Raw genomic sequence first — 23,316 nt, 5'->3', positions numbered from 1 at the left:
CCCATGTTCGGATTCGGCAAGGACGACACACATTCGCTGACCATGAATCAGCCGCATCCCGACAGCCTGCTCGATACGGGCGCGCAGGGGGTGATTTCCAAACCGCTCGACCGCGTCGACGGCCCGAAAAAGGTGACGGGCACCGCGACCTACGCCGCCGAATACGCCATCGAGAATATTGCGCACGGCGTGCTGGTCGGTGCGACCAAGGGTCACGCCAAGATCAAGGCGATCGATGCCGATGCGGTCAAGGCGATCCCCGGCGTCATCGACGTCATTACGGATTACGACACCTTCATCCGCAATTCGCAGCAGGGCGGCGAGACGAGTGCGCCGACGCAGGGCGTGCGGACGGTCGACTATTTCGGCGAGATCATTGCGATCGTCGTCGCCGAGAGCTTCGAGGTCGCGCGTGACGCGGCCAAGCAGCTTAAGGTCGATTACGAACCGCTCGATGACGGTGCGTTCGACTATGAGGCCAACAAGGACAAGGCCGAGCCCGCCCCGGACGGTCTAATCAAGGGCCATTACGACCAGGGCGATTTCGACAAGGCGTTCGACGGCGCGGCGGTGAAGGTCGACGTGACCTACACCACCCCCAGCCAGAACTCGGCGGCGATGGAGCCCCATGCCTCCATCGCGGTTTGGGAAGACGGCGCGCTGACGCTGTACGGCGCATACCAGATGCCGACCTCGGACGCGCAGCAGCTCGCCAAGGCGCTGGGTATCTCCCAGTCCAAGGTTCGGATCATTGCGCGCTATATCGGTGGCGGGTTCGGCTCGAAGCTGGGCATCGCGCCCGAGAGCGTGGCCGCCGCCATCGCCGCCAAGCAGCTGGGCCGCCCGGTCAAGGCGGTGATGCTGCGCCAGCAGGTGTTCGACGCCACCGTCCGCCGCTCCAACACCGAACAGCGGATGCGGCTGGGTGCCGAGGCGGGCGGCAAGATCGTGGCGCTGGGCCATGAGGCGATCACCTCCAACCTGCCCGACGAGGATTTCTTCGAGCCCGTCGGGATCGGCACGCACTTCCTTTATGGCGGTGAGAACCGGCGGATCAATCACGACGTCGTCCGGCTGAACTGGACCCTGTCGGGCTCGATGCGTGCGCCGGGCGAGGCGGTCGGCATGGTCGGCCTGGAATGCGCGATGGACGAGCTTGCCGAGGCGGTCGGCATCGATCCGATCGAATTGCGCAAGATCAACGAACCCGAGCAGGACCCCGAGTTGAAGGTCCCCTATTCGTCGCGGCAACTGACCCGCGCGCTGGAGGAAGGCGCCAGGCAGTTCGGCTGGGACCAGCGCCAGGCGGCGGGCCAGCGGCGCGAGGGCGACTGGCTGATCGGCATGGGCGTCGCTTCAGCGACGCGCTCCAACATGCTCCAGCAGTCCTCGGCCAAGGTCGAGCTGCATCCCGACGGCACCGCCACCGTCTCGTCCGCGATGACCGATATCGGCACGGGCAGCTACACGATCATGGCGCAGATCGCCGCCGAGATCCTGGGCCTGCCGGTCGAGCGGGTGACGATGGCGCTGGGCGATACCAACGATCCCCCCGCCGCCGGGTCGGGCGGCTCCTGGGGCGCGGGCTCGGCTGGTTCGGCGGTCTATCTGGCCGCGGAACGCGTGCGCGAAAAACTCGCCAAGGCGATGGGCGTCGATGCCGACTCGCTGACGCTGAAGGACGGCATGGCGATCGGCGACAACCGCTCGGTGCCGATCGGCGAACTGGTCGGCGAGAAGAGCCTGTCCGCCATCGGGGAGATCAAGCCCGGCGCGCAGGAAAAACAGTATAACCAGGCGGGCTATGGCGCGCATTTCGCCGAAGTCGGCGTCAATGTCGTCACCGGCGAGGTACGCGTGCGGCGGATGCTGGGCGTGTTCGCGGCCGGGCGCGTGCTCAACGCCAAGACGGCGCGCTCGCAGTGCCTGGGCGGCATGACCTTCGGTATCGGCACCGCGCTGACCGAGGATCTGATCCACGATCCGCGCACCGGCAAGCTGGTCAACCACGACCTGGCCGAATATCATGTGCCGGTGAACGCCGACGTGCCCCAGCTGGAAGTCCACTTCCTCGACGAGCGCGACATCCATGCCAACCCGATCCATGCCAAGGGGATCGGCGAGCTGGGCATTTCCGGCGCGGCGCCCGCCGTGGTCAACGCCATCTACAACGCCACCGGCGTGCGGGTGCGCGAGATGCCGGTGACGCTCGACAAGCTGCTCGACCATCTCCCGGCGCTTTGATGAGCGACCATGACAGTATCCTCGCCGCGGCCCGGACATGGCGCGGCGAGCCCATGGCGATTGCGACGGTGGTGTCGACCTGGGGGTCGGCACCACGCCCGCGCGGCAGCCACATGCTGGTTCATGCCGATGGCCGGTTCGAGGGATCGGTGTCGGGCGGCTGTGTCGAGAACGACATCCTCCACACGGCCGCCGAGGTCATCGCGGGTGCTCCCTTTCAGGTAAAGCGCTACGGCGTGGCGGACGCCTCGGCATGGGAAGTCGGACTGCCCTGTGGCGGCGAGATCGCGGTCATGGTGCAGCCGGTATCGGCGGAGGGTTTCGACCCCGAGCTGTTCGACCGCATCGCCGAAGCCCGCGAACAAGGCTGTGCGCTGACCGTCACCACCGACCTGACCACCGGCCGCTCGGACCTGCGCCCCGTCGAGACCGGCGAGGTCTTCGCCAACCGCTACGACCCGCCGCGCCGCCTGCTGATCGTCGGCGCGGTGCAGATCGCGCAGAGCCTGGCGCAACTGGCACAGACCTTGGGCATCGCGACCGTCGTCATCGACCCGCGCGCGCGTTTCCTGACCGAGGAACGCTTCCCCGGCGTCACGCTGGACGATCGCTGGCCCGACGAGGCGGTGGCGGCCTATACGCCAGGTCCGGCGACCGCCGTTGTGACGCTGAGCCATGACACCAAGATCGACGATCCCGCACTGGTAGCCGCGCTCGCCAGCGATACCGCTTATGTCGGCGCGCTGGGCAGTCGGCGCAGCCATGCCGCGCGGCGGGAGCGTCTGGCCACGATGGGCGTTTCTCCCCAGGCGATCGACCGGATCGATGGCCCTGTCGGCCTCGATATCGGTGCGATCGGCCCCTCCGAGATCGCGCTGTCGATCGCGGCGGCGATGATAGGAGCCTTTCATGATCGACCCTAAGGATGTGGCCCTGGTCCTGCTGGCCGCCGGACAGTCGAGCCGCTTCGGGACCGGAAACAAGCTGGAGGCCGAATTTCTCGGCAAGCCGGTCGGGTTCCACGTCACCACCGCGCTGGAAAGCATTCCCTTCGCCGACCGAATCGTGGTGACCGACGGGTGCCAGCTCGACTTCGGCTCACGCGGTTACCGGGTCATCCATAATGACGATATCGGTCAGGGCATGTCCCACTCGCTGCATCTTGGCGTGCGCGAGGCGATGAAGGCGTCGCCCCAGGCGATCCTGATCGCGCTGGCCGATATGCCGCGTGTCACCGCGGCGCACATCTATCGCCTGTTCGACGCTTTTGACGGGCCGGATTCGATCGTGGTGTCGAGCAACGGCGAACACCCCACCCCGCCGGGCGTGTTCGGTGCCGGCCAGTTCGAGGCGCTGCTCAAGCTGGAAGGCGACGAGGGCGGCCGCAAGCTGGTGGCGGGCGGGCGCCATGTCGTCACCGCGCCCGCCGAGTTGATCGACATCGATACGCCCGAGGATCTGGAACGCCTGCGCCAGCTCGTCCATGCGCCCGAGCGGACGATCACTCGTGCCGTAGCGCGTCAATCGGATTGAGGGCCGCCGCCCGCCGTGCGGGAAAATAGCCGAAGACCACGCCGATCACCGCCGAGATCGCAAAGGCGATCACGTTGATCTGCGGGTCGAAGGTCCATGGCACCTGCATCAGGGGCACGAGAAGGGCGATGATCGCCTGCGCCAGGATCAGCCCGATGATCCCGCCCAGGCAGGACAGCACCACCGCCTCGACCAGGAACTGCATCAGCACCTCGCGCGCGACCGCGCCGATCGCCAAGCGGATGCCGATCTCGCGCGTCCGTTCGGTCACGGACACAAGCATGATGTTCATGATGCCGATGCCGCCGACCACCAGGCTGATCGCCGCCACCGCCGCGACGATGCGGGTCAGCATGGTCGTCGTGCTGGTCAGCGTATCGCTGATCTGCTTGGTGTCGAAGATGTTGAAGTCATCGTCCTTGCCGCCGGTGATGTTGCGCCGTTCGCGCAGGAGGTCGGTGAGCGCCGATTGGACCGCGCTGGTCGAATAGGCCTGGTCGACGCCGACCAGCATCAGGCGGATGTCGCGGCTGCCCGTGAAGCGGCGCTGCACCGCCTTGATCGGCATCAGCACGACGTCGTCCTGGTCGCCAAAGCCCCCCTGCCCGCGCGTCGTCAGCACGCCGATCACGTCGCAGCTGATCGCCCCGATGCGGAAGCGCTTGCCGACCGCCTCGGTATTGCGGAACAGGTTCTGGCGCACGGTATTGCCGATGACGCACACCGCCTTGCCCGCCGCCTGCTCCGCCCCGGTCCAGTATCGCCCGGAGGCCAGCGGCCAGGGCTGGACGGTGAAATAGGCGAGCGTGGTGCCGGTGACGGTCGTCGACCAGTTGGCGCCTTCATAGATGGCGGTCGCGGTCGTCTGTGCCTGGGGTGCCACCGCCGTAACGCCCGCGATCTGGTCGGCGATCGCGTCGACATCCTCGGGCTTGAAGTCGGGCGGACGCGGGCCGCCGCCGCCGCGGCCGAAGCCCTGACCGGGGCGGACCTGGAGGATGTTGGTGCCCAGCGACGAAATCGACTGCTGCACGGCCGCCGTCGTCGCCTTGCCCAGCGTCACCATGGTCACGACCGCGCCGACGCCGATGATGATGCCCAGCGTCGTCAGGAACGAGCGCAGCATGTGCCGCCGGATTGAGCGGATCGCGAGGAGGAGCGTGGTGCCGAACATCAGTGCCCATCCATCTGCGGTATTTCGCCCGGCCGGTGCTGCGCCTCGATCCGGTCGACCAGCCCGTCCTTGAAATGGATCACGGTGCGCGCGAACGCCGCCATGTCGGGCTCATGCGTGACCATCAGCACGGTGATGCCGCTGTCCCGGTTGAGCCCGGTCAGCAGTTCCATGATCTCCACCGAGCGTTCGGAATCGAGATTGCCGGTCGGCTCGTCGGCCAGAAGGACGTCGGGGCTGGTGACGATGGCGCGGGCGATCGCCACGCGTTGCTGCTGCCCGCCCGACAGTTCGGCGGGGGTATGGTCCCACCATTTGTCGAGGCCGACCTTCTCCAACGCCGCCATGCCCAGCTCGCGCCGCGTCCGTTTGTCCTCGCCGCGATAGAGCAGGGGCAGCTCGACATTCTCCAGCGCGGTCGTGCGCGACAACAGGTTGAAGCCCTGGAACACGAAGCCCAGATAGCGCCGCCGCAGCATCGCGCGCTGGTCCCGGTCGAGCGTCTCGACAGGATGGCCGCGGAACAGGAAATTGCCGCCGCTCGGCACGTCGAGACAGCCCAATATGTTCATCGTGGTCGACTTGCCCGACCCCGAAGGCCCCATCACCGCGACGAAATCGCCCGCCGCGATGTCCAGGTCGACGCCCTTCAGCGCCTGGAACTGGGTCGCGCCACTGCCATAGGTCTTGGTGACGCCGCGAAGCTGGATGAGCGCGGCGTCAGCGGCCACCGCCACCCCCGCCCTGCTGGCCGCCGCCCTGACGCCGCTGGCCGCCACTACGCGGAGCCGAAGTCTCGCCGCCCGACAGTTGGCCGGTGATGACCTGCATATCGGGCTTCAGGCCGCCCGACAGCACTTCGGTCATCGATCCGTTGGTGTCGCCGGTGACGATCTGGATCGGCTGCGGCTTGCCGTCTTGCCCACGGACATAGACGGTCTGCGTCGCGCCGCGCTGAACGGTCGCGGTGCGCGCGGCCCGGTCGCGGCGCGGACGGAAGGTCAGCGATCCGGCGATGCCACCGCCGCCCGCTTGCGCGCCGTCCGACGGCTTGAAGCGCAGCGCGGCGTTGGGGATCAGCAGGACGTTCTTCTTGTCCGACGTCACGATATCGGCGGTCGCGGTCATGCCGGGGCGCAGTTGCAGGTCGGGATTCGCCACCGTCAGATCGGCGGCATAGCTGACCACCTGCCCCGTGGTCGACGCGGCGCTGCTGGTCGATGACGCGGACGAGGTCGCCGCGCTCACCGTCAGGTTCGATCCCAGATCGACACGGGTGATCGTCGCCGGGAAAGTCCGCCCCGGAAAGGCGTCGACGGTGAAATCGGCCTTTTGCCCGACCTTCACCTCGCCGACATCGGCCTCGTCGATCGCCACCTCCAGCTTCATCTTGGTCAGGTCTTCGGCGATGACGAACAGGGTCGGCGTGTTGAACGACGCCGCGACCGTCTGGCCCGGATCGACCTGCCGCGCCAGCACCACACCCGACACCGGCGAGCGGATGATCGCACGCTGGCGCTGGGTCTGCGACTGGGCGAGCTGCGCGCGGGCGGCCGTCACATTGGCCTCCGCCACGCGAAGCGCGGCGACCGCACGCTGGGCATCGGCACGCCCCGCCTGGAGTTCGGTGGCGGAGGGCACGCGGCCGTTCGACAGCTTATAGACCTGTTCCAGCCGTGCAAGCTGCGCCTGCGATTCCGAGACGGTCGCGCGCGCCTGCGCCACCTGCGCGACATTGGCGGCCAGCGTCGCCTGCGCCGCGCGGATCTGATCGTCGATCTGTTCGGGATCGATCAGCGCCAGCGCCTCGCCCGCCTTCACCCGGTCGTTCACATCGACCACGACCTTGGTGACGAGGCCCGACAGCTGAGAGCCCACCGTCACCTGGTTGGTCGGGGCCAGCTTGCCAGTCGCCGAGACGGTGACGGTCAGGTTGCCGCGCGTGACCGGCGCGGTCGCATAGCCCGCCTCCTTCGATCCGCCGAAGCAGCTCTTCAACAGCAGCGCCAGCAGGACGACGCCGACGATCACCACGCCCCACTGCACCCATTTGCGCCAGCGCGGCTGCGGCTTCACGCCCAGGAAATCGTCGAGAGTCTGGTCGGCCATCAGCGGTTGTCCGGGGTTGTGGCGAGGCGCGGCGGCGCTTCGGGGGTGGTCGTGTCGTCCCAGCCGCCGCCCAGCGCGGCGAACAGCGCGACCTGCGCGGTCGCGGCGTCGGAGCGGGCCTGAACCAGCCCGTTCTGTGCGTTCAGGAACGCCGCCTCCTGTTGCGACAGGGTGGTGAAGTCGGTGAGGCCCGAGCGATACTGGCTGCGCGCCAAAATCGCCGAGTTGCGCGCGGCGTCGAGCTGGATGGCGAATTGCCGCTCGCGCGCGCGGGCCGTGTTGAGCGCGACGATCGCGTTTTCCACATCCTCCAATGCGAGGAGGACGGTGCCCTGATAGGCGGCGTAGGACTGGTCGGCGAGCGCCCGGGCGTTACGCACTTGGCTGCGCAGCCGCCCGCCGTTGAAGATCGCCTGGGTCAGCCCGGCGAACAGGCTGCCGGTGATCGCATCGCCCAGCGACCCGATGCTGGTCGCCGCCGTGTTGATGTTCCCGGAGATGGCGAGCGCGGGATAGAGCGCGGCCTGGGCCACCCCGATCCGCGCGGTAGCGGCGGCCAGATTGCGCTCGGCCGCGCGGACATCGGGGCGGCGGCGCAGGATATCGGCGGGAATGCCGGTGCCGATGACGGCGGGGCCGGTCGGGATCGGCCTGACCGCCGCCAGCCGCGTCTTGACCGCACCGGGGGCTTGCCCGGTCAGCACGCCCAGCCGCGAGACGGCGGCGTTATATTGCTGCTCGATCGAGGGGATGGTCGCCGCGGTCTGCGCCCGCTGGCCCCGCGCCTGTTCGGCATCGAGCGAGGAAACGAGCCCCGCCTGCACCCGGAAACCGGCAATCTCCAGATTGTCGTCCTGTAGCGAAAGGCTGGCCCGCGCATTGGCCAGCTGCGCCTGATAGGCCCGCGCGAGCATATAATTGCGCGCCAATTCGCTCTCAACGGTCAGCAGCGTGGCGGCATAGCTGAACCCGGCGCCCTCATAGGTCGCGCGGGTCGCCTCGACCGTCCGGCGGACCTCGCCGAACAGGCCGACTTGATAGCTGGCCGAAAGCCCGACGGTGAAGCTGTTGCTCCCGCCGCCGCCGGTGTCGACCACCGTGCCGTCGGGCAGCGTGAAGCTGCGTCCGCCGCCGCGCAGATTCTCGTTGCGTTGATAGCCGGTCGAGCCGGAGACATTGGGCAGCAGCGAGGCGCGGCTCTGCACCAGGCTTTCGCGCGCCTGGCGCAACCGCGCGATCGCCTGGACCACATCGGTGTTGGCGACCACCGCCTGCTCGACCAGTTCGGCGAGCAGCGGATCGTCAAACGACCGCCACCAATGGCTCAGGTCCTGCGCCTGCGCATTGGCGGCGGGCACCGACCAGACGTCGGGCACCCCCAGCGCTTGCGGAGCGGCTGGACGATAATCGGGACCGACCGTACAGGCGGACAGGGCCGCCGGGGCCAGAAGAAGGACGCGGGCGCGAGGCTTCATGGAGCAGGAAGGTGCCGTGCCGTTACGGCCCCGTCCAGTGTATTTCTGTCGCAAAGTATGACGGATGCGGCATATTTCCGTCATTTGACGACGCACGTTTCAAAGGAGCGAAAGTTCCACTTCAATCAAAAATCCTCCCCCGATGCGGGGAGGTGGCAGGGCGCAAGCCCTGACGGAGGGGGGCTTCAATAAAAGTCACCCCTAGGGGCGATCCCCCTCCACCATGCTTCGCATGGTCCCCCTCCCCTTGCAGGGGAGGATCAGCTCTTACCGCCCCACCCAGTCGGACACCTGCTGCGCAACCTGATTCGCCGCCTGGTTCAGCGCCGGGCCGACGCTCGTCGCGTCGATCTTGCCGATCGGCACGCGCGCCTCGAAGCGGCGCTTCTCGATCATATTCTGGCCGTCGCGTTGCAGCGTAGCATCATACATCACCACCGCCTCACGCCGGGTCGCGTCCATGCCGAACTGGCGCAGCTCGCCGCCCAGCCGGGCGCCGGGATCACCGATCGAGTCCCGCGAGGACAGGACGACACGGCCGACCCGCGCGGTCAGCGTGTCGGCCATCAGCCGCGCGAACAGCCGGGCGGGCGGCTCGGCCCATTGCGCGTCCTTCACATAGGCGATGCTGGTCGGATTCTCCTGCACCGGCACGCGCGCCGTCGCCAGTTCCTGCGGCGAGGACGGCACCTGGATGGTGATCGACCGGCCCGGCCCGGAGTCCTGCGTCTGACCCACGGGGGGCGCGGACTGCGCCCGGAGCGTCAACAGCGAGGGCGGCGGCTTGGCGCCGAAGCTGATGCACCCGGCGAGTGGAAGCGATGCGAGCATCACGATCAGCGGAGTCTTCATGACGGTCCTCATCGGCATCCTCACTTGCCCTTATAGTCCGGCAGCTTCTGCTGCCCGATCAGCGACCCTGCGCCCTGCTGGTCGACCTTTTCGGCGACCGCCGACAGCGACTGGGTCATCACGCGCAGATCCTTCACCAGACGATCCACCTCGGGCACGGTCTGCTTCGAGAAGGTCTGGAGGCCCGGCCGCGCGTCGCCGATCGCCGAGTTCAGCGTGTCCGCACTCTTCTGCGCCGAGGCGATCGCCTTGTTCAGATTGACCATGGTCGGCTTCACGTCCTCGGCAAGAATGCCGTTGGTGGTCGCCGCCAGCTGGCCGATCGACTGCGCCGCGTCACCCGCCTGCTGGATCGCCACGCGCGTCTGAGCCAGCGTTGCGGCGATCTCCGGCCCGCGATCGGCGAGCGCATCGGTCAGGCGGTTGGTATTGTCCAAAATCCCGGCGATCGACGCCTGGTTGCGATCCGACAAAAGCCCGGTCAGTCGCTCGGTCAGCGTCGACAGCCGCTCGAGCAGCTGCGGCGCGGAGTTCAGGATCGCGCCGATGCCGCCCTGCTTGGTCGGGATGACCGGCACACCATACGGGCAGACCGTCTTGTTGTCCGGCTGCGGGCAGGTGATCGGCGGCGCGCCCTTGCGGGCGCCGTCCAGCGAGATGGTGCTGGTGCCGGTGAAGCTGGCCGAGATCGACGCGGTCGTTCCCTGCAGGATCGGCGTCTGCTCGTTGACCGCCACGCGCACCCGCACGAATTGCGGATCGGGGCGCCACAGCGCGATTTCCTTCACCTGCCCCGAGGGCACACCCGAGTAAGTGACCGCCGAGCCCTTGGCCAGGCCGTCCACCGACTGGCGGAAGAAGATGTCATATTCCTTCTCCGACGTGCCGCCCAGACGGGCGATCCAGACGGTGAAGATCGCCAGCACTGCGAGCAGGATCAGCACGACAGAGCCGACAAGGACGTGGTTCGAACGGGTTTCCATCAGCGTGTCCCTGCTTCGCCTCTCGCATGGGCATCGGCCGCATTGCCCTGGGACCGCTGTCCCGTGGCATGGGCGTCGACTTCGGTGGGGTGGCGCGCGGCGTCCGCGTCCGCCGAACGAGGGCGGATATCCGCCACCTCGTCCTTGGCGGCGACGGCGGCACGGCCGCGCGGCCCCTTGAAATATTCCTCGATCCACGGATGGTCGAGCGCGATCAGCTCGTCGATCGTACCGACCGCGATCACCTTCTTGTCGGCCAGCACCGCCACCCGGTCGCAGATCGCGTAGAGCGTATCCAGATCATGGGTGATGAGGAACACGGTGAGCCCCAGCGTCTTCTGGAGCGAGGCGATCAGCTGGTCGAACGCGGCCGCGCCGATCGGGTCGAGACCTGCGGTCGGCTCATCGAGGAAGAGGAGTTCGGGGTCGAGCGCCAGCGCACGCGCCAGCCCTGCCCGCTTCTTCATGCCGCCCGACAGCTCGGCCGGATATTTCGGCCCGGCATCGGCGGGAAGGCCGGTCATCACGACCTTGTAGGACGCGATCTCGTCCATCAGCGCCTGCGGCAGATCGCGGTAGAATTCGCGCAACGGCACCGCGACATTCTCCGCGACTGTCAGCGTCGAGAACAGCGCGCCGCCCTGGAACAGCACGCCCCAGCGCTTGCGGACATCGACCGCCTCGGTCGCCTCGCGCCCGATGGTCGGCTCACCGAACACGGTGATCTCGCCCGCATCGGGGGTCTGCAGGCCGATGATCGTGCGCATCAGGACCGACTTGCCGGTGCCCGACCCGCCGACGACGCCCAGGATCTCGCCCTTGCGCACGTCCAGGTCGAGCCCGTCATGGATGACCTGCTCCCCGAAGCTGTTGCGCAGCCCCCGGACCTGGATGAGATGTTCGTCCTGCCCGGCCATCAATCCCATCCGATCCAGGTGAAGAAGACCGCGAAAAAGGCGTCGAGCACGATCACCAAGAAGATCGCCTGCACCACCGCCGCCGTGGTGCGCAGGCCGACCTGCTCGGCATCCGACTTGACCTGCATCCCCTGGAAACAGCCCGCGATCGCGATGATCGCGCCGAATACGGGCGCCTTGATGAGGCCGACATAGAGGTCAGTGATCGGCACCACTTCGCGGATGCGCGCGATGAAGGTGACGGGCGGGATGCCCAGCGACACCGCCGCGAGGAAACAGCCGCCGATCATCGCGATCAGCGAGGAATAGAAGCCCAGGAGCGGCATCAGCGTGATCGCCGCGATGGTACGCGGCACGACCAGCGCCTCCATCGGCGAGACGCCGATGACACGCATCGCGTCGATCTCTTCGGTCAGCTTCATCGTGCCGAGCTGCGCCGCGAAGGCCGATCCCGAGCGACCCGCGACCATGATCGCGGTCATCAGCACGCCCAGTTCGCGCAGGGTCAGCCGGCCGACCAGGTTGATCGTGAACACCTCGGCACCGAACTGGCGCAGCTGCACCGCGCCCTGTTGCGCGATGACGATGCCGATCAGGAAGCTCATCAGGCCGACGATGGCCAGTGCCGAGACACCGACCGTCTCGAACTCATGCACCACCGCGTTGAAGCGAAAGCGGCGCGGATGGCGGATCACCGCCAGTCCGGCGAGCACGGTCGCGCCCATGAAGCCGAGCAGGCCGTACAGCGTCTGGAAGGCGGCGACCACCGCATCGCCGACCTCGCCCGCCACGCGCGCGAAGGGGCTGACCGGCTTGGGGCGCATCGCGACCGGCTGATCCGCCTCGGTCACCTTGGCGAACAGGTGGCGCTGGTCGTCGTCCAGACCGTCGATCACGGCGTCGTTGCGTGCGGCGAAACGGTGGATCAGCCAGGCGCCGACCGTGTCGATCCGGTCGACCTGCGACAGGTCGATCCGGCGAACCGCCGCATCCTCGCGTTCCAGCCGATCGGGCAGATTGCCCAAGGTGGCCAGCGACAGGCTGCCGGTGAAGCGCAGGGCTCCTCCGTCGGCCGGGTCATGTTGATAATCGGCCTTGGCGTTCATCAACTGCCTCTTTGCGGGAAAGCGGGTGCGTCGACAAGGCGCTTCGTTCCCACGACGAATCGACTGGCGGCGTTAATTACACGACTAGGTGACGTTTTCATAGCAGGCGATCCAGCAGATGCAGGATCAGGCCGACGCTGCCGCCCACCAACGTCCCGTTGATGCGGATATATTGCAGGTCGCGGCCCACCGCATTTTCCAGACGCGAGGTGACGGTATCAGCATCCCAGCCACGCACCGTCTCCGACACCAGCCGGACGATGCCGTCGCCATAATCGGCGGCGATGCCCACCGTCGCGCGGCGGACGAAGCGGTTGATCGTCGCCGCCAGCCGCGGATTGTCCTGCAGCGTCTGGCCCAGTTGCCGCATCGCATCGCCCAGGCGCCCGGCCGTCACCGCCTGCGGATCGCGCGCCATGCGCAGCAGCGCCTCGCGCGCCTGCTCCCACAGGCCGTCCAGCCAGCGCTGCATCGCCGGATTGGCGATCAGATCGGCCTTCATCGCCTCCACCCTGGCGCGGGTGTCGGGATCATATTGCAGGTCCCAGGCGAGGCGATCGAGCCCCTCTTCGATCTTCTGGCGCAGCGGATGCTCGCGATCCTCGGCGACATCGTGGAGCAGCTTGTGCAGCCCGTCGATCAGCTTGTCCGCCAGCGTCTCGTCCAGCCCGGTCCAGCGAAGGATCGCCCCGGCCCGCTCATGGACCATCGCGCGGACGATCGCTTCATTGGCGTCCAGCGCAGACGCCGCCCAGCGGAGCACGGAGTCGAGCAGCGGCAGGTGACGCCCCTCGGCGATGCTAGCCTTCAGCAACTGGCCCAGGATCGGCGCGACCTCGGTGGCGCGCAGGCGCGACCCGATCCCGGCCTTCACCATGCCGCCTAGGCGCTGCGGGTCGAAGGCGGTCAGCATCTCGGCGAACAGGCGTGAGGCACCGCGGCGGATACGCCCGCCCTCTTGCGGCGGTTGCGCCAGCCAACGCCCGGCCGCGCCCGCCACGTCCAGTCGGACCATGCGCCGCGCGACGACGCGCGGGATCAGGAAATTGGTGCGCAGAAAATTGGCGAGCGTATCGCCGATCCGGTCCTTGTTGCGCGGCACGATCGCGGTGTGCGGGATGGGCAGGCCAAGCGGATGGCGGAACAGCGCGGTAACCGCGAACCAGTCGGCCAGTCCGCCGACCATCGCCGCCTCGGCAAAGGCGCGGACATAGCCCCAGGCGGGATGCACGGGCTGCAGCCCCCGCGACACCAGATACAGCGCCGCCATACCGACCAGCAGCCCCGTTGCCACGACCCGCATCTTCCGCAGGGCGGGTGGAACGGTCTGGCTACCCCCCGATCGCATTGCGAGTTCCATCACCTACGACAATTCGCGAGCGGCGGCTTTGTTCAAGCGGAATCTTTCCCGAGCGTAACGAAAGAGGGCGGATGATCCTCCCCTACAAGGGGAGGTGGCAGGCCGACAGGCCTGACGGAGGGGGGCTTCCACATAGGGGGCCCTCTGTGGCGCTCCCCCTCCACCACCGCTTCGCGGCGGTCCCCCTCCCCGTGCCGGGGAGGATGACTCACTCCGCCGGATCGTAGCCCAGCTTGCCGGTCGCGGGCGGCAGTGCGGGACCGCCCGCTGGCCCTTCGATCACCGGGCCGCTGCCCAGTTCGTCGCCGGGCTTGTACGTCAGCAGCCGTCGGCCCAGGCGCGGCCCGATCCAGCGTTCGACCCCGACCGACAGGCTGAACGCGGCAGGCACGATCAACAGGGTCAGGACCGTCGACAGGGCAAGCCCGCCGATCACCGTCACGCCCATCGGGCTGCGCCACGATCCGTCGCCGCCCAGCGACAGCGCGGTGGGGATCATGCCCGCCACCATCGCGACCGTGGTCATCACGATCGGCTGGGCGCGCTTGTGCCCGGCGTCCAGCACCGCCTCGCGGATCGGCACGCCCTTGGCGATCTCCTCCAGCGCGAAGTCGATCAGCAGGATCGAGTTCTTCGCGACGATGCCGAGCAGCATCAGCAGGCCGATATAGACCGGCAGCGAGAGCGGATTGCCACTGAAATACAGCGCCAGCAATCCGCCCAGCGGCGCGAGCAACAGCGAGGCCATGTTAACGAAGGGCGGCAGGAAGCGGCGATAGAGCAGCACCAGCACCGCGAAGACCAGGAACACCGCAGAGATGATGGCGGTGAAGAAGTTCTTCATCATCTCCGCCTGCATCTTGGCCTGGCCCAGCACCATTTCGCTGACCCCCATGGGCAGGTTCTTCATGATCGGCAGGTCATGGACCTTCTTCATCGCGTCGCCGCTGATGACGCCTTTGGCGAGGTCGGCACCGACCGTCACCTGACGCCGCTGGTTCACGCGGTCGATCTGCGTCGGCCCCGCGCCCAGCCCGATATCGGCGACGACGCTCAGGGGCACCGAGCCGCCGGTCTGGGTCTGCACCGGCAGGTTCTGGATCGTCGACAGGCGGGCGCGCGCATTCTGGTCCAGCGCGACGCGGATCGGCACCTGGCGATCGGACAGCGAGAAGCGGGCCGAATTCTGGTCGATGTCGCCCAGCGTCGCGATGCGGATCGCGCTGGACAGCGCCTGCGTCGTCACGCCCAGATTGGCCGCGAGGTCGAGGCGCGGACGGATGATGATTTCCGGCCGGTCGAGATTGCCGACGATGCGCGGCGCGACCAGGCCGGGCAACGTGCCCATCTGCTCGACGATCTTATTGGCGGTGTCGCGCAACACGGCGGGATCGTCACCACCCAACGTGATGGTCAGGTCGCGCCCGCTCGATCCCCAGCCGAATTGCGACTGGAACGACACGCGCGCATCGGGAATCGCCGCCAGTTCGGGCGCCAGCGACCGTTCGAAGTCGGTGCTCTTCATCGAGCGATCCTCCTTCAGCGTCGCGACGACACGGCCATTGCCGACCCCGGTGCGCGCATAGACGGACTCGACGTCCGGCTGCTTGCTGAGGAACGCCGCGACCCGCTTCACCACCAGATCGGTCTGGGCCAGCGTCGTGCCGGGCACCATTTCGATCTTGGCGACCGCCCGGTCATTGTCCTGCGGCGGCTGGAACGTCTTGGGGATGATCGCGAACATCGCGATGGTCAGCATGAAGGCGCCCACGCCGATACCGATCACCCACAGGCGGTGGTCGCGGAACCGCCCGAAGAAGCGCCGGACGATCCCGCGCCGCACGCCGTCGGTCGGCCGGTCATAGCGCAACGACCAGCGCAGCGTCGCCATATAGGCGTCCATCAGCTTGCCCTCGCCATGGCTGGCATGGCCGGCGGACTTCAGGAAATAGGCCGCGATCATCGGCGTGATGAGACGCGCGACGGCCAAGCTCATCAGCACCGAGACGACGACGGTCAGGCCGAAATTCTTGAAATACTGCCCCGGAACGCCCGGCATCAGCGCGACCGGCAGGAACACCGCGACGATCGCCATGGTGGTCGCCAGCACGGCGAGACCGATTTCGTCCGCCGCGTCGATCGACGCCTGATAGGCGGATTTGCCCATGCGCATGTGCCGGACGATATTCTCGATCTCCACGATCGCATCGTCGACCAGCACGCCCGCCACCAGGCTGAGCGCAAGCAGCGTCATCTGGTTCAGCGTGAAGCCCAGCAGGTCCATGAACCAGAAGGCCGGAATCGCCGACAGCGGGATGGCCAGTGCCGAGATCACCGTCGCACGCCAGTCGCGCAGGAAGATGAAGACGACGATGACGGCCAGCACTGCGCCTTCGATCATCGCATGGATGGCGCTTTCATATTGCGCCTCGGTGTACTTCACGCTGTTCGAGCGGAGGACGAACTTCACCTCCGGGTTGCGCTTTTCCAAATCCTTCAGCTTCTGGACGGCGCCGTTGAAGACGCTGACGTCCGAGGCGCCCTTGGCCCGCTGGAAGTCGAAGCTGATGACCTGTCGCCCGTCGACCGCCGCCTGCGAACGCTGTTCGGCGTAAAGGTCGCGCACGGTGGCGATATCGGCGAGGCGCACGGTGCGGCCGCCACGCACGTTGATCTGGGTCTGGCCCAGGTCATAGGCGTTGCGTGCATTGCCCAGCACGCGAACCGCCTGTTCGGTGCCTGCGATCTCGGCGCGGCCACCGGCGGCGTTCAGATTGGTCAGGCGCAGCTGCGCGTTGACCTCGCTGGCGGTCAGCCCTTGCGCCTGGAGCTTCAGCGGATCGAGGATGACGCGGATCTCCCGCGTCACGCCGCCGTTGCGGATGACCTTGGACAGGCCGGGGACGCCCAGCAATTCCTTGGTGACGTTATTGTCGATATACCAGCTGAGCTGTTCGGGCGTCATGTTGGACGCCACCGCCGAATAGCTGGCGAGGTCGTTGTCGGTCGAATCGACGCGGATCACCTGCGGCTCGAGGATGCCGTCGGGCAACATCGAGCGGATCTGGGTGATCGCATCGCGCGCATCGCTGACCGCGCGGTCGATCGGCGTGCCGATGTCGAGCTGGACCAGCGTCTGCGACTGACCCTCGGTCACGGTCGAGGTGATCTGGTCGACGCCCTGCAAGTTCCGCAACGCCGCCTCGACCCGCTGGGTGACCTGGGTCTCCAGTTCGGTCGGCGCCGCACCCGGCTGGTTCACGACGACCACGACGATCGGGAAATCGATATCGGGGTCGTTGTTGACGTCCATCCGCATGAAGCTGACGATCCCCGCCAGCGTCAGCGCGACGAACAGGACGATCGGCGGAACGGGGTTCCGGATCGCCCAGGCAGAGATGTTGCGGAAACTCATCTTACTTGGCCTCCTGGCCTGCAAGGATGGGATGGACCAGCTGCCCGGCCGCCAGGAAGCCACCGGCCGACCGCACCACCCGTTCCGTCCCATTCAGGCCCGAGGCGATGGTCACGCCGTCGTCCGACACCTGACCGATCTTCACGTCGCGACGCGCCACCTTGTCGTCGGCGCCGACGATATAGACGAAGCTGCCCTTGTCATCGCTCTGGATCGCGGAGTCCGGCAGGATCGGCGCACGTCCCGCGCCGCCGCGGATCGTCGCCGCGGCGAAACCGCCGGGACGCAATGCCGGGTCGTAGGACAGGGCGATGCGCGCAATACCCTGGCGCGTCTGAGGATCGATCACGGGCGACACCTGCCATACCTCGCCCTTGAAGCTCTTGTCGCCGCCGACCGGGGTCACGGTCGCGGGCGCGCCGACGGTCAGGCCGACCAGGTCCGACTCGGCCAGCTGCGCGCGCAGCTCCATCTGGCCGCCCATCGCCATACGGAACAACACGCCCGAACCCGAGCTGACGATCTGGCCCGGCTCGGCGGCGCGGGTCAGGATCAGGCCCTCGGCAGGCGCACGGATGTCGAGGCGGCCGTTGCGCGCCTGCGCTTCCTTGTAGGACGCCTGGGCCGCGCGGACGCGGGCGGCGGCGGCATCGCGCGTCGCGGTGCGGCGCTGGAGATCGGCCTTGGAGATGAAGCCGCGATCGACCAGCTGCTGGGCGCGGTCGAGTTCGGCCTGCGCGATCTGCTGGTCAGACCGGGCGACCGCGACCTGCGCATCGAGCGCCGACGCGGTCTGGGTCTGGACCGAGCGGTCGACGGTGGCCAGCACCTGCCCGGCGCGGACCCACTGGCCCGGCTCGACCAGGACGCGGGTAATCATGCCCCCCTCCCCCGCGACGCCGACCGGCATCTCGCGGCGCGCGGCCAGCGTGCCGGTGGCGGAGATCACGCGGCTGACCGTCTGCTGGCCGGGCACGACGACGGTGATGTTGGGCACCTGCGACCCCGCGCCTGCTCCCTGCGCCGGCTCATGCTTCTTGGGCGCGAACAGGAGCCAGCCCGCCAGCGCCAGCACGATCACCGCCGCAACGATCCAGATCCAGCGCCTGCGCGGTGCGGACACCGGCCCCTCCAGCCCCAGATGCTGGCTGCCACCGATCGCCCCCGTCTCGTAATTCATGTTCGTCATCGATCCCCGAACCGCATCCATCATGCGCATCTTGCCATGACGAGTGCCTATATCCCCGCTGTGTTATAGAAATATAGCACACCGCTCAAGTGTCTTTTGTTAAGCCGGAATTGCGGCGGCTCCAAGGTCGGCGCAATGCGTTCATCACCTGTTTTGCCGGAAGGCGTCAAAGCCTTGATCCATCATCACAAAGGGAGATGTCGATGAACAAGATACTGTTGATGGCCGCCTTGGCCCCCGTCGCGCTCGCGCCCGTGACGGCCCTTGCCCAGACCGGCGCCGCCACGGTCGAGCCGCTGATCCCTGCCGCCGGGGCGATACTGGACGTTTCGGCCGAGGGACGCACGACGCGCGTGCCCGACGTGGCGACGATTCGCGCGGGTGTGGTCAGCCAGGGCGCGACCGCCGCCGCCGCGCTGTCGGACAATGCCCAGCGCATGGCGCGGGTGCTCGCCGCCGTGAAGCGCGCCGGGATCGCCGATCGCGATATCCAGACCGCGACGGTGCAGCTCCAGCCGCAATACCGTTATGGCGACAATGTCCCGCCCGCCATCACCGGCTATCAGGCGACCAATACGATCAGCGTCCGGTTCCGCGATGTCGCCAAGTCGGGCAGCGTGCTCGACGCGCTGGTCGCGCAGGGAGCGAACCAGATCGATGGCCCCAATCTGTCGATCGACAAGCCCGACGCCGCGCTGGACGAAGCACGAACCGACGCGATTCAGCGCGCCCGCGCCCGCGCCGAACTCTATGCCAAGGCGGCGGGCCTACGCGTCGCGCGGATCGTGTCGATCTCCGAGAATGGCGCGGACGCCGGTGGCCCCCAGCCGCCGATCATGTTCCGCGCCTCGGCCATGCGTTCGGACGCGATGGAAAAGACCAGTATCGCACCGGGCGAGCGCGACGTGACCGTCAATGTCTCGGTTCGCTTTTTGCTGAACTGAGCGACGACGCCCCCATCGCTGATACGGCATGGGGGCGTCCCTTGCCGCAGCAACGCTGCGGCTCCGCCATACCCGACACACGAAAAGGGCCGCCCGGTTTCCCGAGCGGCCCTTTCTCGCTCAACGAGCAAGTGCGTTGTTTAACGCACCCGACCGCGACGAACCAGGTTCACGATCGCCAGCAGGACGACGGCGCCCAGCAGCGAAACGAGGAACGAGGTCAGCGTCAGACCGGCATTGTTGATCGAACCGCCTGCGAAGATCAGGCCGCCGATGAATGCGCCGACGACACCGACGACGATGTTCAGGAAGATGCCCTGCTGGGCATCGGTACGCATGATGATGCTGGCCAGCCAGCCAATGACACCACCGACGATAAGCCACAGGATAATACCCATTGTCTTTCCCTCCGTTGGGCCCGCGAGCGGGACACGGGGAAAAGACGTGCGAATGTGGCTATTGTTCCGTGCCCGTACCGGCAATTCGACGAAGCGTTTTCAGGATGTCAACAATGCGATCGTTTTTATTCGGCGCCCATCCGGGGATCAGTATTTCTGCTGGCGTTCGTAGAGCGAGCGGTAATGCTGAATGCGGGTAACGCGCAGGCCCGGCATGCCCGAGCGGTCGATCGCCCGCTGCCACCCGGCGAATTCCTCGACGGTCAGGCCATAGCGGTCGCACACCTCGTCGACCGAGAGCAGGCCGCCATTGACGGCCGCCACCACCTCCGCCTTGCGACGGACGACCCAGCGCGTCGTGCTGGGCGGCGGCAGGGTTTCGAGCGTCAGCGGTTCGCCGAGCGGCCCGATTACCTTGGCAGGGCGGATCTTCTGGTTCTCGATCATCATCAAACCTCGTCGGGGCTCCCTACCCCATGTCGTCTGTAGGGCCGCTCTACCATGTGCCCTTGAACATCGCCTAAAATCGAAAGGTTAACGGATCATTCATTCCTGCTCCACCCCATCAGCGCCTTGGCCATGGGGCCGTTGAATGCACCGTCCAGCGGGGCGAACAGCATCGGATCGGGCGAGACGCGGGCGAAACCCGCCTGAACCGCCGCGGTTGGGCTGGCCGCCTGTCGCGCGGTCGCACCGACCATCAGCACGGCCAGGTCCGGCGGCAGCACCGTCAGTTCGGTATCCCGATCGAAACGGTTGAAACTCAGATCCAAAAGCGCGGTCCAATCCCGGTGGGTGAGCGCCCCTTTTATCGACGGGATATGAAAGCCGGGTAAAGGCCCGAAAGCATTCCACCTTTTTTACCGGGCTCGACCCATCACGGCCCTGCCGAAACAGGAAGATTCCAGTTTTTTGCATGACGCGCGCGAAAGGCGTATGGGATCGCGCATGGAGCAGATGGTGGATTTTCAGCTTGGGGGCTCCCCCCGGGCCAAGCGGATCGTGGTCGCGATGTCGGGCGGCGTCGACAGCTCGGTGGTGGCCGCGCTCGCCCATGCCACGGGGGCCGAGACGATCGGCGTCACCCTGCAACTCTACGACCATGGCGAGGCGGTGGGCCGCGCGGGCGCCTGCTGCGCGGGGCGCGACATCCGCGACGCGCGCGCGGTGTGCGATCGCCTGGGCATCGCCCACTATGTCTTTGACCATGAAGACAGTTTCCGCACCCAGGTGGTCGATCGCTTCGCCGACGAATATCTGGCCGGGCGCACGCCGATCCCCTGCGTCCAGTGCAACATGGGCCCCAAATTCACCGACCTGCTGAAGCTGGCCCGCGACCTGGGCGCGGACTGTCTGGCGACCGGCCATTATGTACGCAGGGTCGAAGGCGTGAACGGCGCGGAGCTGCATCGCGGCGCCGATCCCGCACGCGACCAGAGCTATTTCCTGTTCGCCACCACGCAGGAGCAGTTGGACTTCCTGCGCTTCCCGCTCGGCGCTCTCCCGAAGTCGCGAGTGCGTGAGATCGCCGCCGAACTGGGCCTGGGCGTCGCGACCAAGCCGGACAGCCAGGATATCTGCTTCGTCCCCGATGGCGACTATGCAGGCCTCGTCAAAAAATTGCGTCCGGAAGCGGATACGCGCGGCGATATCGTCGATCTATCTGGTGCCAAGCTCGGCGAGCATCGCGGGCTGATCCACTATACGGTCGGCCAGCGGCGCGGGCTGGAGATCGGCGGCAGCCCCGAACCGCTCTATGTCGTCCGGCTGGAACCCGACACCAAGCGCGTCGTCGTCGGCCCGCGCGTCGCGCTGGCGGTGGAGGCGGCGCGGCTGACAGCCATGAACGTGCTGGGTCCGCTCGACGGGCCGCTCTTCGCCAAGGTCCGCTCCATGGCCAAGCCGGTGCCCGCCCGCATGGTCGGTGACCGGCTGGTCTTCGAGGCGCCCGAATATGGCGTGTCGCCGGGCCAGGCGGCGGTACTCTATGACGGTGACCGGGTGCTGGGCGGCGGCTGGATCGCCGAGACCGAGGCGGCACGCATCGCGGCCTGAGGCGTTGATCGGGGCATGACCGCCCCCACCCTCGAAGAACTGCGTCGCCAGATGGAAGCGGCCGCCGAACGCCTCGACTTCGAGGAGGCGCGGGCCTTACGCGACCGGATCAACCTGCTGCGCGGCGGTGCTGAGGATTCGGACGTCGACACCAGCGGCCTGGCCCGCCAGCGCCCCGGCGCGATGGGCCTGGGCACCAGCCAGTCTCGCCCCGAACGCCCCGAAGGCTGGGTGCCGCCGAAAAAGCCCGACCCGATGACCAAAGGGCGCGGGCGGCGTCAGGGTTGATCAGCGTTCTGATGCCCCTCTGAAATGAACCGAAGTACGCCAACACGCCTTGCCGGTTTAAGGGTATCGCTGGGGTGATGGACTCCGTCATGAACGGGCACCTCCGTAAAATCGAACGGCGACACGCCGTCTAGACAGGCGACGTTCACGCCATACTGGTTTTGGTTGGAGCGCCGCTGGTGGTGCGTATAGATGCCACATACCGAGCAGAAGAAGTGCTCGGCCTTCCCGGTGTTGAAACGGTAACTTGTCAGCTGGTCCTGTCCCTGAACAATCGTCACGCCTCCCATCTCGGCAGAAACAGCCACCGCGCCACGCATCCGGCAATAGGAACAGTTACAGCGGCGTACCGTGTTGAAACCGTCGCTGAGACTCACCTCAAAACGAACCGCGCCGCAATGGCACTGGCCCATCCAGCAATTCTTCGCGTCCGCCATCGAAGGCCCTCCTAGCGCCTGATGTTATGCGAGGATTATAGGAAAGAGCGGGGCCCGGGCGCCAATAGTTTCGGTCGAACTTTCTTATCGCCGCACGGCAAACGCCCGACGATATTCCGGTTTCACCACTCCCAAAACCGCCCGCGTCACCGGCAGCGTCACCTCATACGCCCCTTCAGCATAAGAACCCGCGACATAAGGATCGGCGATCAGCCCGATCCGGTCGATCGCACGCCCGTTGGTAGACCCGAGCAGCACGGTCAGATCCTTGACCGGCGGGCAGGCGTTCATCGACGACAGATCGCCCTGATTGCGCTTCACCTGCTCGGCCTTGAGCCTGGCGCAATAGTCGGTGCGGATCGCCGACTGAAGCGCGGGCAGCGACGTGAACACCGCCTTGGGGTCCAGCCGCCGCCCCGCCGACTTGTCCCAGACCAAGCCATGGGAGGCGGGCGAGCCATGCGCGCCGCCGGTGAAACTATAGCTGTCCGCCGACAGGCTCAGGAAACGCGGTGTGTCGGTCACGACCTTCCACGTCTTGTCGAAGGAATAGCGGTTATAAGGAAAGCCCGATTGCTTCGCGTCGCGACGACCGGCGGCCCTGTCGCGAGCCGCCTTCGCCTGGATGCGCGAACGATCGGCGTCGAGCCACGCCTTGAGACCCGCGATCCGGGCTGCGGCCGCCGGATAGGCATAGCTAAATTCATAGTCGGCGGTCTTGGCTTTGGTCTCGGCCGCCTGAGCCATGGCGGGGGCCGTGCCTCCGACTAAAGCCAGTGCGAACATCATCTTGCGCATCATCCGTCTCCCCTCGATGTCGTCAATCTGGATCAGACG

General features: G+C 67.1%; 22 protein-coding genes. 6 read left to right on the top strand and 16 right to left on the bottom strand.

Annotated elements, in window-relative coordinates; all coding sequences use genetic code 11:
* Window positions 1–3 precede the first annotated feature (3 nt).
* Genes AC1GI4_RS13915 through AC1GI4_RS13905 form a run of 3 tightly spaced genes read left to right on the top strand, consistent with a single transcriptional unit; the run spans window position 4 to window position 3,777 of the window.
* On the top strand, window positions 4–2,244 hold the full coding sequence (locus AC1GI4_RS13915; protein ID WP_479629899.1) for a xanthine dehydrogenase family protein molybdopterin-binding subunit: 2,241 nt from the start codon (window positions 4–6) through the stop codon (window positions 2,242–2,244).
* Window positions 2,244–3,167 (top strand): XdhC family protein, encoded by a 924-nt coding sequence (locus AC1GI4_RS13910; RefSeq protein ID WP_479629897.1) that lies wholly within the window; start codon window positions 2,244–2,246, stop codon window positions 3,165–3,167. Before AC1GI4_RS13915 ends, AC1GI4_RS13910 begins: the two co-directional genes overlap by 1 nt.
* Window positions 3,154–3,777 carry a nucleotidyltransferase family protein gene (locus tag AC1GI4_RS13905; protein WP_294268474.1) on the top strand — a complete coding sequence of 208 codons (624 nt, stop codon included), beginning with the start codon at window positions 3,154–3,156 and terminating at the stop codon, window positions 3,775–3,777. The genes AC1GI4_RS13910 and AC1GI4_RS13905 overlap by 14 nt, the downstream gene beginning before the upstream one ends.
* On the opposite strand, the gene AC1GI4_RS13900 is transcribed toward AC1GI4_RS13905, so the two are convergent.
* From AC1GI4_RS13900 to AC1GI4_RS13850, 11 genes are all read right to left on the bottom strand, one after another.
* On the bottom strand, window positions 3,746–4,951 hold the full coding sequence (locus AC1GI4_RS13900) for an ABC transporter permease (protein ID WP_294268476.1): 1,206 nt from the start codon (window positions 4,949–4,951) through the stop codon (window positions 3,746–3,748). The genes AC1GI4_RS13905 and AC1GI4_RS13900 overlap by 32 nt on opposite strands.
* Window positions 4,951–5,682: an ABC transporter ATP-binding protein gene (locus AC1GI4_RS13895; protein WP_294268478.1), complete on the bottom strand. Its 732-nt coding sequence runs from the start codon at window positions 5,680–5,682 to the stop codon at window positions 4,951–4,953. The genes AC1GI4_RS13900 and AC1GI4_RS13895 overlap by 1 nt, the downstream gene beginning before the upstream one ends.
* Complete coding sequence (locus AC1GI4_RS13890; RefSeq protein ID WP_479629896.1) at window positions 5,672–7,060, bottom strand: efflux RND transporter periplasmic adaptor subunit; 1,389 nt, start codon at window positions 7,058–7,060, stop codon at window positions 5,672–5,674. Before AC1GI4_RS13890 ends, AC1GI4_RS13895 begins: the two co-directional genes overlap by 11 nt.
* Window positions 7,060–8,535: an efflux transporter outer membrane subunit gene (locus AC1GI4_RS13885; RefSeq protein ID WP_479629895.1), complete on the bottom strand. Its 1,476-nt coding sequence runs from the start codon at window positions 8,533–8,535 to the stop codon at window positions 7,060–7,062. The genes AC1GI4_RS13890 and AC1GI4_RS13885 overlap by 1 nt, the downstream gene beginning before the upstream one ends.
* Window positions 8,536–8,802: 267 nt before the next feature.
* Window positions 8,803–9,387 carry an ABC-type transport auxiliary lipoprotein family protein gene (locus AC1GI4_RS13880; RefSeq protein ID WP_479629894.1) on the bottom strand — a complete coding sequence of 195 codons (585 nt, stop codon included), beginning with the start codon at window positions 9,385–9,387 and terminating at the stop codon, window positions 8,803–8,805.
* A gap of 20 nt (window positions 9,388–9,407) precedes the next feature.
* Window positions 9,408–10,370 (bottom strand): MlaD family protein, encoded by a 963-nt coding sequence (locus AC1GI4_RS13875; RefSeq protein ID WP_294268486.1) that lies wholly within the window; start codon window positions 10,368–10,370, stop codon window positions 9,408–9,410.
* Window positions 10,370–11,287 carry an ABC transporter ATP-binding protein gene (locus AC1GI4_RS13870; protein ID WP_479630413.1) on the bottom strand — a complete coding sequence of 306 codons (918 nt, stop codon included), beginning with the start codon at window positions 11,285–11,287 and terminating at the stop codon, window positions 10,370–10,372. The genes AC1GI4_RS13875 and AC1GI4_RS13870 overlap by 1 nt, the downstream gene beginning before the upstream one ends.
* Window positions 11,287–12,393, bottom strand: a complete 1,107-nt coding sequence (locus AC1GI4_RS13865) for an ABC transporter permease (RefSeq protein ID WP_294268488.1) — start codon at window positions 12,391–12,393, stop codon at window positions 11,287–11,289. Before AC1GI4_RS13865 ends, AC1GI4_RS13870 begins: the two co-directional genes overlap by 1 nt.
* 97 nt (window positions 12,394–12,490) lie before the next feature.
* On the bottom strand, window positions 12,491–13,696 hold the full coding sequence (locus AC1GI4_RS13860; protein ID WP_479630412.1) for a DUF445 domain-containing protein: 1,206 nt from the start codon (window positions 13,694–13,696) through the stop codon (window positions 12,491–12,493).
* Between the two features lie 265 nt (window positions 13,697–13,961).
* Window positions 13,962–17,168, bottom strand: a complete 3,207-nt coding sequence (locus tag AC1GI4_RS13855) for an efflux RND transporter permease subunit (protein ID WP_294268490.1) — start codon at window positions 17,166–17,168, stop codon at window positions 13,962–13,964.
* A gap of 1 nt (window position 17,169) precedes the next feature.
* Complete coding sequence (locus AC1GI4_RS13850) at window positions 17,170–18,348, bottom strand: efflux RND transporter periplasmic adaptor subunit (RefSeq protein ID WP_294268499.1); 1,179 nt, start codon at window positions 18,346–18,348, stop codon at window positions 17,170–17,172.
* A 212-nt stretch (window positions 18,349–18,560) separates the two neighbouring features.
* Here AC1GI4_RS13850 and AC1GI4_RS13845 point away from each other — a divergent pair, with 212 nt between their 5' ends.
* Window positions 18,561–19,301: an SIMPL domain-containing protein gene (locus AC1GI4_RS13845; RefSeq protein ID WP_294268492.1), complete on the top strand. Its 741-nt coding sequence runs from the start codon at window positions 18,561–18,563 to the stop codon at window positions 19,299–19,301.
* Between the two features lie 140 nt (window positions 19,302–19,441).
* Here the strand turns inward: AC1GI4_RS13845 and AC1GI4_RS13840 are convergent, their stop codons facing one another.
* From AC1GI4_RS13840 to AC1GI4_RS13830, 3 genes are all read right to left on the bottom strand, one after another.
* Window positions 19,442–19,699: a GlsB/YeaQ/YmgE family stress response membrane protein gene (locus tag AC1GI4_RS13840; RefSeq protein ID WP_042483991.1), complete on the bottom strand. Its 258-nt coding sequence runs from the start codon at window positions 19,697–19,699 to the stop codon at window positions 19,442–19,444.
* Window positions 19,700–19,846: 147 nt separating this feature from the next.
* Window positions 19,847–20,146: a CtrA inhibitor SciP gene (gene sciP, locus AC1GI4_RS13835; RefSeq protein ID WP_037569132.1), complete on the bottom strand. Its 300-nt coding sequence runs from the start codon at window positions 20,144–20,146 to the stop codon at window positions 19,847–19,849.
* A 95-nt stretch (window positions 20,147–20,241) separates the two neighbouring features.
* Complete coding sequence (locus tag AC1GI4_RS13830) at window positions 20,242–20,472, bottom strand: hypothetical protein (protein WP_479629893.1); 231 nt, start codon at window positions 20,470–20,472, stop codon at window positions 20,242–20,244.
* A 184-nt stretch (window positions 20,473–20,656) separates the two neighbouring features.
* On the opposite strand from AC1GI4_RS13830, the gene mnmA reads away from it, so the two are divergent.
* Both mnmA and AC1GI4_RS13820 read left to right on the top strand, forming a co-directional pair.
* Entirely contained in the window at window positions 20,657–21,754 is a 1,098-nt protein-coding gene (gene mnmA, locus AC1GI4_RS13825) for a tRNA 2-thiouridine(34) synthase MnmA (RefSeq protein ID WP_479630411.1), read from the top strand.
* Between the two features lie 15 nt (window positions 21,755–21,769).
* A complete protein-coding gene (locus AC1GI4_RS13820; RefSeq protein WP_479629892.1) occupies window positions 21,770–22,042 on the top strand; it encodes a UvrB/UvrC motif-containing protein in 273 nt (90 codons plus the stop codon).
* On the opposite strand, the gene AC1GI4_RS13815 is transcribed toward AC1GI4_RS13820, so the two are convergent.
* Window positions 22,033–22,479, bottom strand: a complete 447-nt coding sequence (locus AC1GI4_RS13815) for a GFA family protein (RefSeq protein ID WP_479629891.1) — start codon at window positions 22,477–22,479, stop codon at window positions 22,033–22,035. The two genes, AC1GI4_RS13820 and AC1GI4_RS13815, sit on opposite strands and share 10 nt — an antisense overlap.
* 84 nt (window positions 22,480–22,563) lie before the next feature.
* On the bottom strand, window positions 22,564–23,268 hold the full coding sequence (locus AC1GI4_RS13810) for a DUF4163 domain-containing protein (RefSeq protein ID WP_479629890.1): 705 nt from the start codon (window positions 23,266–23,268) through the stop codon (window positions 22,564–22,566).
* Between the last annotated feature and the right edge of the window lie 48 nt (window positions 23,269–23,316).

Source organism: Sphingomonas sp. 77B, from assembly GCF_056497825.1.
This window is presented reverse-complemented; position numbering and strand designations above follow the sequence as displayed.

What these genes read in the sequence shown, in the direction of transcription:
- mnmA (WP_479630411.1), top strand. Translation starts at nt 20,657, where the DNA reads ATGGTGGATTTTCAGCTTGGGGGCTCCCCCCGGGCCAAGCGGATCGTG.
- AC1GI4_RS13910 (WP_479629897.1), top strand. Translation starts at nt 2,244, where the DNA reads ATGAGCGACCATGACAGTATCCTCGCCGCGGCCCGGACATGGCGCGGC.
- AC1GI4_RS13860 (WP_479630412.1), bottom strand. Translation starts at nt 13,696, where the DNA reads ATGCGGGTCGTGGCAACGGGGCTGCTGGTCGGTATGGCGGCGCTGTAT.
- AC1GI4_RS13810 (WP_479629890.1), bottom strand. Translation starts at nt 23,268, where the DNA reads ATGATGTTCGCACTGGCTTTAGTCGGAGGCACGGCCCCCGCCATGGCT.
- AC1GI4_RS13905 (WP_294268474.1), top strand. Translation starts at nt 3,154, where the DNA reads ATGATCGACCCTAAGGATGTGGCCCTGGTCCTGCTGGCCGCCGGACAG.
- AC1GI4_RS13900 (WP_294268476.1), bottom strand. Translation starts at nt 4,951, where the DNA reads ATGTTCGGCACCACGCTCCTCCTCGCGATCCGCTCAATCCGGCGGCAC.
- AC1GI4_RS13840 (WP_042483991.1), bottom strand. Translation starts at nt 19,699, where the DNA reads ATGGGTATTATCCTGTGGCTTATCGTCGGTGGTGTCATTGGCTGGCTG.
- AC1GI4_RS13845 (WP_294268492.1), top strand. Translation starts at nt 18,561, where the DNA reads ATGAACAAGATACTGTTGATGGCCGCCTTGGCCCCCGTCGCGCTCGCG.
- AC1GI4_RS13885 (WP_479629895.1), bottom strand. Translation starts at nt 8,535, where the DNA reads ATGAAGCCTCGCGCCCGCGTCCTTCTTCTGGCCCCGGCGGCCCTGTCC.
- sciP (WP_037569132.1), bottom strand. Translation starts at nt 20,146, where the DNA reads ATGATCGAGAACCAGAAGATCCGCCCTGCCAAGGTAATCGGGCCGCTC.
- AC1GI4_RS13815 (WP_479629891.1), bottom strand. Translation starts at nt 22,479, where the DNA reads ATGGCGGACGCGAAGAATTGCTGGATGGGCCAGTGCCATTGCGGCGCG.
- AC1GI4_RS13850 (WP_294268499.1), bottom strand. Translation starts at nt 18,348, where the DNA reads ATGAATTACGAGACGGGGGCGATCGGTGGCAGCCAGCATCTGGGGCTG.
- AC1GI4_RS13875 (WP_294268486.1), bottom strand. Translation starts at nt 10,370, where the DNA reads ATGGAAACCCGTTCGAACCACGTCCTTGTCGGCTCTGTCGTGCTGATC.
- AC1GI4_RS13890 (WP_479629896.1), bottom strand. Translation starts at nt 7,060, where the DNA reads ATGGCCGACCAGACTCTCGACGATTTCCTGGGCGTGAAGCCGCAGCCG.
- AC1GI4_RS13855 (WP_294268490.1), bottom strand. Translation starts at nt 17,168, where the DNA reads ATGAGTTTCCGCAACATCTCTGCCTGGGCGATCCGGAACCCCGTTCCG.
- AC1GI4_RS13820 (WP_479629892.1), top strand. Translation starts at nt 21,770, where the DNA reads ATGACCGCCCCCACCCTCGAAGAACTGCGTCGCCAGATGGAAGCGGCC.
- AC1GI4_RS13880 (WP_479629894.1), bottom strand. Translation starts at nt 9,387, where the DNA reads ATGAAGACTCCGCTGATCGTGATGCTCGCATCGCTTCCACTCGCCGGG.
- AC1GI4_RS13865 (WP_294268488.1), bottom strand. Translation starts at nt 12,393, where the DNA reads ATGAACGCCAAGGCCGATTATCAACATGACCCGGCCGACGGAGGAGCC.
- AC1GI4_RS13870 (WP_479630413.1), bottom strand. Translation starts at nt 11,287, where the DNA reads ATGGCCGGGCAGGACGAACATCTCATCCAGGTCCGGGGGCTGCGCAAC.
- AC1GI4_RS13915 (WP_479629899.1), top strand. Translation starts at nt 4, where the DNA reads ATGTTCGGATTCGGCAAGGACGACACACATTCGCTGACCATGAATCAG.